Genomic DNA, 13,432 nt, shown 5'->3' with positions numbered 1-13,432 from the left:
GGGGGGGGGGGGGGGGACAGCAGAAAGTGAAACACTTTCCGGACCGGATGCGGTTGGACCGGAATATTATCCCTGCGCGATAAATTTTTCCGCCGATACTGCCGCCACGGCACCGTCAGCCACTGCTGTGACCACCTGGCGCAGGGATTTGCGGCGCACGTCCCCGGCGGCAAAAAGGCCGGGGCAACTGGTGGCCATATCTTCGCCGGTGATTACATATCCGCGCTCGTCCAGTCCGGCCAGGGAAGAAACGAGCTTGGAGTTAGGCTGGTAGCCGACGTAAATAAATACCCCGTCTACATCCAGGCGGCGCGTGTCACCGGTTTGTACGTTTTTCAGGAGCACTCCCGCCACCTTGTCTTCCCCGATAACCTGGTCCACCACGCTGTTCCAGACAAATTCTATTTTGTCGTTTTTGAACGCTCTTTGCTGAACAATCTTGGTTGCCCGGAGCTGATCCCGGCGGTGAACAATATAAACCCGGGAGGCGAACCTGGTCAGAAACATCGCTTCTTCCACCGCCGCGTCACCGCCGCCGATTACCGCCACGGACCGGTTGCGGAAGAAAGCCCCGTCACAGGTGGCACAGAATGATATGCCCCGGCCGAGAAGCTCTTGTTCGCCCTTGACATTGAGCAGGCGGGGGTAGGCGCCGGTTGCCAGAATGACGGTTTTGGCCTGCAGTTCCCCGTCCTCGGTTTTAATGGTAAATAAATTATCTTCTTTGCGGATCTCTTCCACTGCGGTATTGGTCACTTCCAAACCAAAATGGCGCGCCTGTTCATCCATTTTGCTCATTAACTCGGGACCGCCGATTCCCTCCGGATAACCGGGGTAGTTTTCAATTCTTTCCGTGCTTGCGGCCAGGCCGCCGGTCATCGCCCGTTCAATCAGCAAGGCCTGCATATCCGCGCGTGCGGCATAAATCCCCGCGGACAGGCCGGCCGGCCCGCCGCCGATGATGATCACATCTTTCATTAATGTGAGCCTCCTGTTTGCTTAGTTTAATTTTCTATATATTAATAAATATTTTTCTTTGCGTCAAGACAATGAATAGCGAAAATAAAAATAAATTTATACGTAACCGTGCCGGACATGCAGGCGCTTTTCCCCATAATATAAAAATGCCGGTACGTTGACTCGTACCGGCAACCGGAAACTGACTGGTATTAAGAAACCATTTGTACTTCACCCAGGTAGGCGCTGCGGATTTGCGGGTTGGCCTGCACTTCCCGTGCCGGACCGCTCAAGACAATACGGCCGGTTTCCAGTACGTAGGCCTGGTGGGCCACCTGCAGGGCCATAAAAGCGTTTTGTTCGACCAGCAGGATGGTGGTGCCCTGCAGGTTGATGGTTTTGATAATATTAAAAATTTCTTCCACCAGTAGCGGGGACAGCCCCATGGAGGGTTCATCCAGAATTAAAAGCTTTGGTTTGCTCATCAGACCGCGGCCCATGGCCACCATCTGCTGCTCGCCGCCCGACAGCGTGCCGGCCAGTTGTTTGGCCCGTTCACGCAGGCGGGGAAACCGGTCCATCACTTCCTCCAGGCTCTGTTTTATTCCGGCCCGGTCGCGGCGCGTATAGGCGCCCATAAGCAAGTTTTCCGTGACGGTGAGATTGGGGAAAATCTGACGTCCTTCCGGCACATGGGATATACCCAGCCGCACTATTTTATGCGCCGGTATGCGGTTGATCCGCCGGCCCTGAAAAACCACTTCCCCTTTGCGCGGTTGCAGCAGTCCCGATACCGTGCGCATGGTGGTTGATTTGCCGGCGCCGTTGGCGCCGATCAGGGTTACGATTTCCCCCTCGTTGACCTGGAAGGAGATCCCCTGCAGCGCCCGGATGGCGCCGTAATAAACTTCCAGTTCCTTGACTTCCAGGATCATGCCACCGTCGCCCCCTTGCCCAGGTAGGCCTCAAGGACCATCTGGTTGTTGCGTATTTCGTCCGGTGTGCCGCTGGCGATGATCTGACCGAAGTCCATAACCACCAGCCGCTCGCATAAATTCATCACCATACCCATTTGGTGCTCAATCAGCAGTATTGTCAGTTGAAATTTTTCCTTGATCATGCGTACCAGATCGACCATGCGGGAAACTTCATTCGGATTCATGCCGGCGGCCGGTTCATCAAGAATCAACAGTTTCGGCCGGCAGGCCAGGGAACGGGCGATCTCCAACCGCCGCTGATCGCCGTATGGCAGGCCGGAAGCCTTATGAGCCGACCGGTCGGCCAGGTTGAGGGCGGCCAGAAATTCCATCGCCTCCCGGTTCACCCTCTCTTCCTCCGCATTAAAGCGGGGGGTGCGGAACAATGCGTCCAGCAGTCCGTATTTGATGCGCGGGTGAAACACCGTGCGCACATTGTCCAGTACGGTGTTTTCCTTAAACAAACGGATATTTTGAAACGTCCTGGCAATTCCCTTCTGACAAATGCGGAAAGGGGGCAGGCCGTTGATTTGCTCGCCCAGAAAGTTTATGGTACCGGCCGAGGGAAAGTAAATGCCGGTGATTAGATTAAAAACTGTCGTTTTTCCGGCTCCGTTGGGGCCGATCAGGCCGACGATTTCCCCTTCTTCCATGGTCAGTTGAAAATTGTTCACGGCCTTCAACCCGCCGAAATTCTTGGACAAATTTTTAACTTCCAGTACCGGCATGAGACCGCTCCTTCCCTTGCCCGGTTTGCAGGGGGCGTGGCAGCAGCAGGCCCAGTTCCTTGCCGCTGAACAGCCCTTGCGGGCGCAAAATAATGGCTACGATCAGAATCAAAGCATAAATCACGCCACGCCAGTCGATGAAGTTTTCCCCCAGCACGGCCCGTAAAACCTCCATCAAAAAACCCCAGCCGATGGCTGTGACAATGGTGCCGGTCATGCTGCCCAAACCACCCAGCACCACAATGAGCAGGAAATCAAAAGATTTTAGAAAATCAAAACTGGCCGGATGCAGGAAAGGGTAGCGGTGGGCGTAAATCCCGCCGGCCAGGCCGGCCAGGGAACAGCCGAGGACAAAGGCCAATACTTTGAAGCGGGTGGTGTCTATGCCCATGATGTCCGCTGCAATTTCATCCTCCCGGATGGAAGTGCAGGCCCGTCCATAGGTTGAAAAAACAAAATTGCGTACCAGCAGGATAATGATCAGGACCAGAATAAAAATCAAATCGAAATGAGCGGTCTGCGGTGTGCCGCTCATGCCGGTGGCGCCGCCCAGTACCGGAATCAGCTTGTTGGCATTATCCATGCCCACCTTGACGATAATGCCGAAGCCCAAAGTGGCAATGCCCAGGTAGTCGGAGCGCAGGCGCAAAATAGGCAGGCCGATGAGCAGGGCAACCAGCCCGGCCAGCGCCGCGCCGGCCAGAATGGAGACGAAAAAGAATATGATGTTGCCGTTTCCGTATACAATGTCAATGGCCCCCGCCGTGTAGGCGCCCAATCCGTAAAAGGCGGCGTGACCGAGAGAAAACTGGCCGGTGAATCCATAAATAAGACTCAAACCGAGCGCGCCGATCACCGTGACCAGGGCCTGGTCCAGCACCAGTTGCCAGTATGCGTTCAGCACGCCGGCAAATTGCAGCCCTTTGACCAGGGCGAAAAAGGCTGCGGCCAGGATAAGAAGCATAATTGTCTGCCTGGAAATCTTCATCTGACTTTATTCCCCTTTTGCGCGCTATACTTTTTCTGTTTGTGAACGGCCCAGAATACCGGTCGGTCTGATTAACAGCACCAGGATCAGGATGGCAAAAGCAATGGCATCCCGCAGCTGTGACGAGATGAAGGCCGCCGTCAGTGTTTCCACCTGGCCCATGATCAGCGCACCGATCACGGCGCCGGGGATGATGCCGATACCGCCCAGCACGGCGGCGGTAAATGCTTTCAAACCGGGCATGATACCCATGAAGGGTTGAATTTGCGGATAGGCAATGGCATACAATACACCGCCCAGCGCGGCGAAAGCCGATCCGATGGCAAAGGTGAGTGAGATTGTATTGTCCACATTTACACCCATCAGGCGGGCGGCGTTGTGATCCACGGCCACCGTGCGCATGGCCATGCCGATCCGGGTGCGGTAGATCAACAGTTGCAGCAAAAGCAGCATGACCAGTACGACCACGATTACCATCACCTGAATGTTGGTAATTGGTATGCCCAGTATATGCCAGTGCACCTCGTGAATGGGGCGTGGTACCACCCGGTAATCGGGTCCGAAAACAAATTTCAAACTGCTGAAGTATTCCAGAAACAGGGATACGCCCAGGGCACTGATCAGTGCGGCGATTTTCGGGGCGTACCGCAAGGGACGGTAGGCTATTTTTTCAATGACCATCCCCAAAATGGCGCAGATTACCATGGCGTTGACAATAGCCAGAGGCAGGGGCAGTCCCCAGACGGCAAAGCCGAAATAACCGACAAATGCCCCGACCATGAATACATCCCCGTGGGCGAAGTTGATTAACTGCACCACCCCGTAGACCATGGTATAGCCAAGCGCAATCAGGGCGTACATAAATCCCAGTTGCAGGCCGTTGATGATTTGTTCCATCACATGCTCCAATACGACAACCTCCCGGTGGCGAATAAATGGGCACACGGGGAGGGGTTTGGCGCCCTCCCCGCATAATAACTTATTTCATGATGCTGATGAACTTGTACTTGCCGTCCTTGACCTGCAGAATGGTTACCGGCTTGATCGGGTTACCGTCCTGGTCAAAGGATATGTCGCTGCCGCTGACGGCCGAGAATCCCTTGGTGGCCTGCAGGGCGTCCTTGATCTTGGTCGGATCGCTGCTGTTGGCGGTCTTGATGGCGTTCAACAGCAGGTTGGTGGCATCGTAGGTGAGAGTGGCGAAGGAATCGGGTTCGGAATTGTACTTGGCCTTGAAGTCCTTAACCCACTTTTGCACTTCCGGACGGGGATCCTGACCGGAATAATGAGCGGTGAAGTAACCGCCATCCATGGTTTTATAGTCCAGATCGCTGGAATCCCAGCCGTCGCCGCCCATAAAGGTGGCTTTGATGCCCTTGTCCCGCGCCTGCTTGCCGATCAGGCTGACTTTTTGGTAATAATCCGGCAAATAAAGAATGTCGGGCTTCATTTGGGCAATGTTGGTCAATACGGCGCTGAAATCAACATCGGTTTTAGCATAGGTGCCTTTGAACAACACCTTGCCGCCGCCTTTGGTAAAGGCATCCTCAAAATTCTTGGCCAGGCCGATGGTATAGTCGTTGCCCTGGTCGTAAAGGATGGCTGCGGTTTTGGCATGCAGCTTGTTGAGGGCGAATTTGGCGCCGACGGTGCCCTGGGTGGGATCGATGAAGCAGGCACGGAAAATGTAATCCTTGCGTTTGCCGTTTTCCACCGTTACCTTCGGGCTGGTGGCCGTGCCGGAAATCTCCACCACCTTGTTGCTGTTGGCCAGTTCGGAAATGGGAATGGTGGTCAGTGAGGTCAGGGAACCGACAATGGCGGAAACTTTGTTTTCATTGATCAACTTGGTGGCCACATTCACTGCTTCCGTGGCATCATTGCGATCATCGACAATAACCGGTTGGATTGTATAATCACCGGCTTTGTTGCCGGCCTGCTCCAGAGCCAGGTTAAAGCCTTTTTTGGCCGATTCACCGAAGGTTTTTACGTCACCGGTCAAAGGGGCTACAAAACCGATTTTGATTACTTTTTCACCGGAAGCACCCTGCTGCCCCGCTTTCTGGCCGCAACCGGATGCCACCAGTGCCACGCCCAGCATCAGCACCATTAAAATCAATGCCCATTTTGATTTGAACCGCACTTGAACAATACCTCCTTCTTTTGTTTTCATATTGCTTCAGATGCAACACCGGCCTCAGGTACTCTGACTCACCTCCTCAACTTGGTATATAGACAAGCAAAAATGTTTCAAAATGAGATAAAATAACCCTCCACAATTCCAATCACAAATGTTCAACAGAATTTCGTAAAATCCTGCTATGCCGGCTGGAGATAAAATAATTTTTCATTTTGCAGGAATTTTCAATAAAAATGTAAAGCGCCTGCTTGCAGGCGCTTTACCGTGAGTTGTTGATTCTTTTACTTTACCGTTATCCCTCTATCGCGGCACCTCCCCGTTTCCGGTTATACTTAACTATATGGACGGCACGGGGTGTTTTTGCCTGGTAATCTATGGAGTTTTCAGCAGCGTGGGGTGGCGCAGCTGCGGACAGCCGCATTTTTGCCCAACTGTCGCCCGGCGCAGTGCGGACAGCAAAATTCCGCCCAGCAGCGCGGCCTGGGCATAAAAAATGTTTTCGAGTTCATCATGTCCCCAGCTGGTCACGATCCCCTCGGCATAGTTGGTCACTACGTCCAGGCGGGCGTAACAGGCGCCGGTTTCCCGGGCCAGGTACACCTCCGGGCACATGCTCTGACCGACTACATCAGCGCCCAGCCGCTTGAGCATATCCACCTCGGCCACGCTTTCGAAATGGCGTCCGTCGGTTACCGCGTAGATCCCGCGGTCAAAGACCCGGCCGGCGTCTGTTTCCTCCTCCGCCGCCGCCGTCAGGCACCGGCTTAAGTCCGCACAAACCGGCCGTCGCATGGTCAGCAGGTAGCCGCCGTCCAGTTCCACATCCTTGCGCATGGAAAAGTCAATGTAGTCCGACGGCACCAGTATATCCCGCGGCCTGAGCAGGTGGTTGATGGCGCCCACACCGCCTTCGGACAGAATTTTTTTCACCCCGGCCGCCCGGAAAACCCAGAATACCTGTCGGGACGCATCGGCACGGCTCACTCCCGGCCGCCAGCCGTGCATTTTCAGGTTTAAAACTGTTTTTGTCCCCAGGGTGAAAAATTTCATCGGCGGACTTTCACCGTAAGGGGTGTCAAATACCAGACCGCTTTTGATCATGCTAATATCCGGAGCGTGCAGGTCCTCCGGAAAGTTGAGACTGAAAGTGCTTGATCCGCCGATAATGGCGAAATCCGCGCGGGGTATTTCCGCTGTCATACTCTTTGCTCACCTCTTGTTTCGAAAAACGGTGCCTTAAAGCTTGCTGTCAAAATAACTTTTTCCTGCGCCGTGTATTTTTGTTTACAGGGCATGGAATTTTTCCGGGATTCTTCCGCATAACCCGCTCCCGTTTACAGTAACAGGCCGGCGTCCATCCGCAGTTTTAAACCGGGTAAAATGTCCGCCGGATTATGGTATATGGTATTGCTGTACCATACAGGTTCATAGATGGAAACCCGGCGGCGGGTTGTTTTTACACCGGCGGTTTTCCGGCCACGTAAAAATGCCGCCGGCTGCCGGGATGAACGGGATTGAATGTGAAGGCATCATAAACGGCCAGCAGTTTCAGCCCGGCCCGGGACATGGCCGCCTGCACTTCATCCGGAGTGTAGCCCCTTTCCCGGTGGGTTTCGGTAAACTTATGATAGATTTCCCCTTCCCGGACGAAAGCAGTCAGTTTTATTTCCCAGCAGGGGCCGCCGGGCCGGTAGGAGCTTTCCCAGCACATGGTGATGTCCTTTTCATCCAGCATCGCCGTGCCGGGTGCGGTACCGGCCAGCCAGAGGACGGCGTTGAGATCGAAAACAAACAATCCGCCGGGGACCAGGTGTTCATTCACCCGCTCAAAGCACTGCCGCAGATCCGTATCTTCTGTGAGGTAATTCAACCCGTCGTGGAAGCAGGTGATCAGCGCGAACTGTTCATCCAGGCAAAACGAGCGCATGTCGGCGGCGGTGAAATTTATATCCAGACCGGCTTTCCCGGCCTTTTGCCGGGCGATCTGCAGCATTTCCGGGGCCACATCCAGCCCGGCGGCCCGGTATCCCCGTTTGACCAGGGGAAGCGTGGTATTTCCCGTACCACAGGCCAGATCCAGAATTTTATCCGGGGTGTGGTTGAAACAGCGCAAAATTTGCTCCAGGTAATCGATCCAGCCTTCAAAATCCACCCCGGCCACCAGGTAATCATAAATTTTGGCCAGTCCGGCATAGCGGTCCATTAAAGCTTCCCGTCCCTTTTTCGTTGAAAGTATTCCCGCCGGGAAATTCCCGCATCACTAACCCGGCGGGCCAATTCCCGCCTGCAGGCGGCCGGGCGCAACCGGCGTGATTGGCGGGGATCATTTGTTTGGAACCAGGGTAGCGTAACACAACCGGTTTTCCATTTACCGATATTAAAAGCCCCTGGCTCTTGGTCCAGGGGCCGGTTATTATTTCTTCAGGCTGGCCAGGATGTCCGCCAGCACCTGTTTGATGTCCTGGTCGCCGTTGATGTTTTTGAGCAGCCCCTTGGCGGCGTAATAATCAATCAGCGGCTGGGTCTGGGCTTCGTATACGTCCAGCCGGTTGGCCACCGCCTCTTCATTGTCGTCACTGCGCTGATACAGCTCACCGCCGCAGCTGTTGCATTTCCCCTCCACTTGAGGCGGGTTGAACAGCACGTGGTAGCTGGCGCCGCAGCCGCGGCAGACGCGCCGGCCGGTCAGGCGGGCCATCAGCTTGTCCCGCGGTACGGCGATGTTGATCACACCGTCCAGGACGATGCCCATGGAATCAAGGGTCTCGTCCAGCGCTTCGGCCTGGGCCAGGGTACGCGGAAAACCGTCCAGTAAAAATCCTTTCGCGCAGTCGGGCTGGGAAAGGCGGTCCTTGACCATGCCCACCACCACGGCATCGGGCACCAGTTCGCCCTTGTCCATGTACTCTTTGGCTTTTTTGCCCATTTCGGTGCCTTCTTTAATCGCCGCGCGGAACATATCCCCGGTGGAAATATGCGTGATGGCCAGTTCCTTCACCAGCACCTCGGCCTGCGTCCCCTTGCCGGCGCCCGGCGGTCCCATGATTAAAAGCTTCAAAACTCCATCCCCTCCTGACAAATTCTATTTATACTGGAACACATTGATTTAACAAAATTATAGCACGGATTGTCCGGCAGCGGAACAGGTTTTGTACTTTATGGGACAAAAAAGTGGGAGGGATTTTTCTTCCGGTAAAATTCCCGTTCAAAAAATAAAAAGCCTTGATTTACAAGGCTTTGGTGACAATTTCTGGTCGGGATGACAGGATTTGAACCTGCGAACTCCCGTAAAATACCCGTAAATTTTACGTCGGGCCACTCGCAGGAACATCGCTCCACCCCCGTCGGCACCGTCAAGAAAGGTAAAGGGATTTCAAGATTTCGCGTTTTTTACGATTTCTTTCTTCATCCCCGGAATCCACAAAATCTCCAGGTGAAATGCTAGCCGGCGGTTTCTGCGTTTTTAAACGGCGTTTATTTACGGTTTGCACCGAACTCTCGCCCCGCCCCCGCGGCCGGCCTGGTTCATGCCGATAATTCTCCCGCAAGGCGGTCACAAGCAGGCCGGGAACGTTCCGGATCCCTGTGCCTATGCCCATATCCCCCATCAGCCTAATTTTTTCCCTGATCGCCTTTTCGGGGTATTCCCTCAGCAGGTCCTCCAAAAAATCTGCGGGCACCTGGGCGCCGGTGGCCGCCAGTACAGCCGCCTGCAATTCACCCAAGGCAGCCGTATTACCAGCCGGGACGTTATCTTCGTCCGCTGGCTCGGTGTCGTTCATGGACATAACCAGTCCAGATTGCCTGGATTGTTCAGACCCCCTATCATGTTGGCAATTGCTGGCAGGGGCGGGTTCAACAACAACAATATTAGTTAGATCAGTATTAGTAGTGTCCGATTTTCCAGATCTGGGTTTGCCAGATCTGGAAAACCCGGAAGTGGTTTCACCAGATCCGGATTTTCCGGAAGTGGTTGATTTTTCTGGTGTCTGAGTCTCGTCAACAGGAGAAAAAGGCGCAGTACGTTCTTCTTCAGGCTGAGCGTTTAAGTTCTTCTTATCGACCACTTCTTCTCCTTCAGTTTTTCCTTCAGGTTGCGGAGTTGAATCGGGATCTGCAACAGTCACCTGTGGTTCCTCAAAAACTATATATTCCCATTTTACTATTTTTCCCGATTCCCTGACGGCTTCACGTACTATGTATCCTGCCTTGATTAATTCCCGGATTCCTGAGTAGACGGCATCCCTGCCATCTTTCGATTGTTTAATCAGATCAGTTATCATTATAGTCCAATCATCCGGCCTACTGAGCAGGTAACCGAGAATTCCTTTCGCTTTCCAAGACATTTTTTCATTTAGAAAGATTCGGTTATCGATCATTACGTAGGGATTTTCTTTGTTTTTGCGTACTCTTATAATGTTTTGGTTCTGTTCCATAATAAAAACCCTCCCTGGATATATGACCAAAGCACAGGATTTGGGCTGCTTCCGGCCCATAAAAAAACCCCCTCGCGCCATGATGCACGATCAGCCCTTCAATGATGGAGCGGTCCAGCTTCAGGTAGTCCGCCTGATATTCGCACATGTTGGCCAGGGCGCGGTCACCGGCGCCCACATCATCCAAGGCGATGCGCACGCCGGCCATGCGCAGCTGCTCCTGCGCTTTTGCGCAGAAGCGGATCTGGCCGGAGGATTCGGTGATCTCGATTACCGCCTGCCGGCGCTGGGCGCCGAGGTCGTTCAGGATGGCTTCCCAGTGCCCGGCCAGGGTAAGTGGGTGAAAGTTTAAGAAGAGCAGCTTTTCAGGTGGGATAAAGCCTGCGTTAATCAGCGCTTCGCGAAAGCAGGCCAGTTCCAGTTCGACCCGCAGGCCGTTTGAGGCGGCGGCGGCGAATAGGATGTCCGCCGGCTGCAACGTCCCGGACGGCCCCCGGGTAAGGGCTTCAAAGCCGATGATTTCCCCCTCACGAATATCATGGACGGGTTGAAAAAGGGTATTAATTGCCCTTCTTGCAATAATCTCACGGACTTCCATGCTTCATGCCTCCTTAGATAGTGTCAATTCTCACAGCTAGGACATCGTTCACGTTAAGAGCTTCTAAAACCTCCCGCTGAACATAGATATAGCCTATTTCCCCCAACTCAGTGATATTTTCTTTAAAACGAACACAGTTGCCATATTCTTTGTTCAGTTTCATTGTGGTTATATATCCTTTCATTGGCAGGTATTTTTTGTCAGTATCGATCTGAACAATAATTTCATACATAATCCCAAGTTTGTTTTTCAGTTCATGAGGGACATAGATGCGGCCGATTCTATTCATTGCTTCTTTAAATACCGCTTTATACGGCGTATCTTTGTGGTGTCTCATCTGAAAGCTATACATAATTCGTCTCCTTTCTGGCATTTTTAAAAGGGACCCTTTGCGGGTCCCTTTGGGTTTACCACGGTGCAACGGTATCGCTGGCGACGGAATCTTCAGTAACCTCACTATTCGCCGGTAGCGCCGGTGTAGCGGAATTGGGTTGTTTTTGTTGATCATTTACAGCAACGGGCAACCTTGTTTGTCTTGAAAAGGGACCCCCCTCGTTAATTTCTATCTCCGGCAGGCTTATTTCATAGCCCCTGGCGGGTATAACCTGTTCTACCGGCAACGTACCGGATTGCTTGATTTCCTTTGCTTGAGGTAATTCCGGCCAACCGACTTTACGCAGGTACAAAGGATATGACCATTGCAACAAAGCTATGCCATGCCTAGGATTTATTCCCGTGATTTCGGTTGGAGTCATGAGCGGACGTGATATGGCAGTTTGAATTCTCTTTTCAAGTTCGAACCAATTTTTCAGCGGTATTGAGATATCCTTGCTCACTTTTTCTGTTTCAACTGCCGCAGACCCCAGTAGGCGACTGAACATATTCGCCAACTCCTCATCGGCGGGGGCAATGCCGACGAGCATGACTGTGGGACAGTTGCCGGTTATTATTTTCGCTTCCTCCCTGCCGTACACTGACTCCAGCTGACTCGGCGTCTGTAGAATCATTTGTATGTGTATACCTTTGCTGCGGCCGGTAGAAATAATCTCCGTCAAACCCGGCACCTTGCCCACGTTAGCCATTTCGTCCCAAATGTTTCGAACCTTTACCGGCAGTATTTTGCCTGGACTCTGAAAAGCAAGTTTATCCAATCGCTTGAAAAGGAATTTGTAGAATATAGACAAGATTGGCTTTAAATAAACCCCTTCGCCCCCGGTGGGAATGATAAGAAAAAGCGCTGTCTTTTTAAGTCCTACTTGGCGCAGGTCTATTTCCTGCTGGGACATCATGGCCGCCAGCGGTTCAGTGGTTAAGTTTTTTAATACCGCTGTCAGGTTGGAAACGGCGTATTCATAATTCTTTTGTACTACACCCCGCCATCGCTCATATATGAGTGGACTGATCTTTCCGTCCCGGTATGCTTCACGAAACCGAATGTCCAGTTTTTCCACCGGCCAGGCGGCTAGAGTATTTAAAGAACGTATATGTTGCTGTTCAACAGGGAAATCGCCTTTAAGCAGTCCGATCATTGCTTCCGCCAATTCCATGCCTTTCAACATGAAATAGGAAAGCTCTTTGCCATCAGTAGCATTGATTGATAGAGTGTTAATCATCTCTGATATTTCAGCGTCATCCAGACATTCAAATACCGGATTCCAGCGGTGACTGTGCTGGGGCATCATAAAGTTTAATACCCAGATATTTTCATATCCTTTCTCTTTTAACCAACTACCTACGGTTTCAAAAATTTCTCCCTTGGGATCTATAATTACTATGCTTTGGTCTTCCGCAACTGCTGCGATGATGTTTGATATTACAATACTGAAAGTTTTGCCGGAACCGGTGCCGCCGTAAAATATGGCGTGCTGAGCAGTTTTAGGCATATCGACCGGTACCTTATCAAAGTTGACCCGAATGATTTTACCGTCCAATTCGCCCAGCAAATTACCGCCGGGAAACTTAATTTTGCCTTTCAGGTTTTCTTCCGGTAGTACCGGTGGGCCAAATTCACAGAACTTATCAAGGTCATTTAGACTTGCCCAACGCGATAGCCCAAGCGCTGGGTCTTTAATCACCTTAAGGCCATGCACATAATTGGAGTCGTTTCTTCCCTCCGAAAGTTTGTTTCGTATTCGCCACCACCAAGCAAAACCGCCACCTAAAGCGGCAAAAACATTTAACAATAACCAGATCCGCCTTGGCGCGGGATTACTCAGCTTGGCCTGCGATAGCCACGCCCAAGCCGTTTTAAACGGGTGGTGCCAGTACCAGCCCACGCTGTCGTATGCGTGGGCGGCAGCCGCCTTTTGGGCCGCCGTGGCGAAAAGGGAATAGCTGTTGAATTTCACGGCGGCGCCGTGCAGCCAGGCGGCCGCCGTGCCCAGGAGCCACACGTCCGCCACATACGCGCCGGCCAACCCGAGCGCCGAGGCGCCGGCGACGGCCGCGGCCTTCTTGGCCGGGGAAAAGTCCCGGAATCTGGATAAGATGTTGTCGCTGACGTGGGAAAGGGATTCGATTGCCTTCATAAAAAACCACCTCCAATGAAAAAAGCCCGGCACCAATGCCGGGCGGGGTGATTGACAATTCGGTTGCAGCGGTATATTAT

13 protein-coding genes are annotated in these 13,432 nt (G+C 52.8%); all 13 read right to left on the bottom strand.

Features of this window, described 5'->3' with window-relative positions; translation table 11 throughout:
• Positions 1-66: 66 nt before the first annotated feature.
• Complete coding sequence (gene trxB / locus A6M21_RS07645; protein WP_066667517.1) at positions 67-978, bottom strand: thioredoxin-disulfide reductase; 912 nt, start codon at positions 976-978, stop codon at positions 67-69.
• A gap of 191 nt (positions 979-1,169) precedes the next feature.
• Positions 1,170-1,892, bottom strand: coding sequence for an ABC transporter ATP-binding protein (locus A6M21_RS07640; protein WP_066667516.1), 723 nt, complete (start codon positions 1,890-1,892; stop codon positions 1,170-1,172).
• Complete coding sequence (locus A6M21_RS07635) at positions 1,889-2,662, bottom strand: ABC transporter ATP-binding protein (protein ID WP_066667515.1); 774 nt, start codon at positions 2,660-2,662, stop codon at positions 1,889-1,891. Before A6M21_RS07635 ends, A6M21_RS07640 begins: the two co-directional genes overlap by 4 nt.
• Positions 2,643-3,650, bottom strand: a complete 1,008-nt coding sequence (locus A6M21_RS07630) for a branched-chain amino acid ABC transporter permease (protein ID WP_066667514.1) — start codon at positions 3,648-3,650, stop codon at positions 2,643-2,645. The genes A6M21_RS07635 and A6M21_RS07630 overlap by 20 nt, the downstream gene beginning before the upstream one ends.
• A gap of 24 nt (positions 3,651-3,674) precedes the next feature.
• Entirely contained in the window at positions 3,675-4,559 is an 885-nt protein-coding gene (locus A6M21_RS07625; RefSeq protein WP_078060495.1) for a branched-chain amino acid ABC transporter permease, read from the bottom strand.
• A 70-nt stretch (positions 4,560-4,629) separates the two neighbouring features.
• A complete protein-coding gene (locus A6M21_RS07620) occupies positions 4,630-5,793 on the bottom strand; it encodes an ABC transporter substrate-binding protein (protein WP_345788089.1) in 1,164 nt (387 codons plus the stop codon).
• A 369-nt stretch (positions 5,794-6,162) separates the two neighbouring features.
• Positions 6,163-6,990 carry an MTAP family purine nucleoside phosphorylase gene (locus A6M21_RS07615; RefSeq protein WP_066667512.1) on the bottom strand — a complete coding sequence of 276 codons (828 nt, stop codon included), beginning with the start codon at positions 6,988-6,990 and terminating at the stop codon, positions 6,163-6,165.
• A 256-nt stretch (positions 6,991-7,246) separates the two neighbouring features.
• On the bottom strand, positions 7,247-7,993 hold the full coding sequence (locus tag A6M21_RS07610) for a class I SAM-dependent DNA methyltransferase (RefSeq protein ID WP_066667511.1): 747 nt from the start codon (positions 7,991-7,993) through the stop codon (positions 7,247-7,249).
• A 210-nt stretch (positions 7,994-8,203) separates the two neighbouring features.
• A complete protein-coding gene (locus A6M21_RS07605) occupies positions 8,204-8,848 on the bottom strand; it encodes an adenylate kinase (protein WP_066667510.1) in 645 nt (214 codons plus the stop codon).
• 295 nt (positions 8,849-9,143) lie between these two features.
• Positions 9,144-10,226 carry a helix-turn-helix domain-containing protein gene (locus A6M21_RS18365; protein WP_151191849.1) on the bottom strand — a complete coding sequence of 361 codons (1,083 nt, stop codon included), beginning with the start codon at positions 10,224-10,226 and terminating at the stop codon, positions 9,144-9,146.
• Positions 10,159-10,824, bottom strand: a complete 666-nt coding sequence (locus A6M21_RS07595; RefSeq protein WP_066667508.1) for an EAL domain-containing protein — start codon at positions 10,822-10,824, stop codon at positions 10,159-10,161. Before A6M21_RS07595 ends, A6M21_RS18365 begins: the two co-directional genes overlap by 68 nt.
• Before the next feature lie 13 nt (positions 10,825-10,837).
• The gene (locus A6M21_RS07590) at positions 10,838-11,176 is read right to left on the bottom strand and encodes a hypothetical protein (RefSeq protein WP_078060494.1); all 339 of its coding nucleotides are present in this window, start codon (positions 11,174-11,176) and stop codon (positions 10,838-10,840) included.
• Between the two features lie 55 nt (positions 11,177-11,231).
• Positions 11,232-13,352: a VirD4-like conjugal transfer protein, CD1115 family gene (locus A6M21_RS07585; RefSeq protein ID WP_078060493.1), complete on the bottom strand. Its 2,121-nt coding sequence runs from the start codon at positions 13,350-13,352 to the stop codon at positions 11,232-11,234.
• Between the last annotated feature and the right edge of the window lie 80 nt (positions 13,353-13,432).

It is taken from the genome of Desulfotomaculum copahuensis (assembly GCF_001655685.1).
Lineage (GTDB): Bacteria > Bacillota > Desulfotomaculia > Desulfotomaculales > Desulfovirgulaceae > Desulfotomaculum_G > Desulfotomaculum_G copahuensis.
Note: the sequence above shows the minus strand (reverse complement) of the source record. Positions and strands in the feature narration are given on the sequence as shown.

Excerpts from the sequence above, each read along its gene's own strand:
- trxB (WP_066667517.1), bottom strand. The coding sequence starts at position 978 with ATGAAAGATGTGATCATCATCGGCGGCGGGCCGGCCGGCCTGTCCGCG.
- A6M21_RS07640 (WP_066667516.1), bottom strand. The coding sequence starts at position 1,892 with ATGATCCTGGAAGTCAAGGAACTGGAAGTTTATTACGGCGCCATCCGG.
- A6M21_RS07635 (WP_066667515.1), bottom strand. The coding sequence starts at position 2,662 with ATGCCGGTACTGGAAGTTAAAAATTTGTCCAAGAATTTCGGCGGGTTG.
- A6M21_RS07630 (WP_066667514.1), bottom strand. The coding sequence starts at position 3,650 with ATGAAGATTTCCAGGCAGACAATTATGCTTCTTATCCTGGCCGCAGCC.
- A6M21_RS07615 (WP_066667512.1), bottom strand. The coding sequence starts at position 6,990 with ATGACAGCGGAAATACCCCGCGCGGATTTCGCCATTATCGGCGGATCA.
- A6M21_RS07610 (WP_066667511.1), bottom strand. The coding sequence starts at position 7,993 with ATGGACCGCTATGCCGGACTGGCCAAAATTTATGATTACCTGGTGGCC.
- A6M21_RS18365 (WP_151191849.1), bottom strand. The coding sequence starts at position 10,226 with ATGGAACAGAACCAAAACATTATAAGAGTACGCAAAAACAAAGAAAAT.
- A6M21_RS07595 (WP_066667508.1), bottom strand. The coding sequence starts at position 10,824 with ATGGAAGTCCGTGAGATTATTGCAAGAAGGGCAATTAATACCCTTTTT.
- A6M21_RS07590 (WP_078060494.1), bottom strand. The coding sequence starts at position 11,176 with ATGTATAGCTTTCAGATGAGACACCACAAAGATACGCCGTATAAAGCG.
- A6M21_RS07585 (WP_078060493.1), bottom strand. The coding sequence starts at position 13,352 with ATGAAGGCAATCGAATCCCTTTCCCACGTCAGCGACAACATCTTATCC.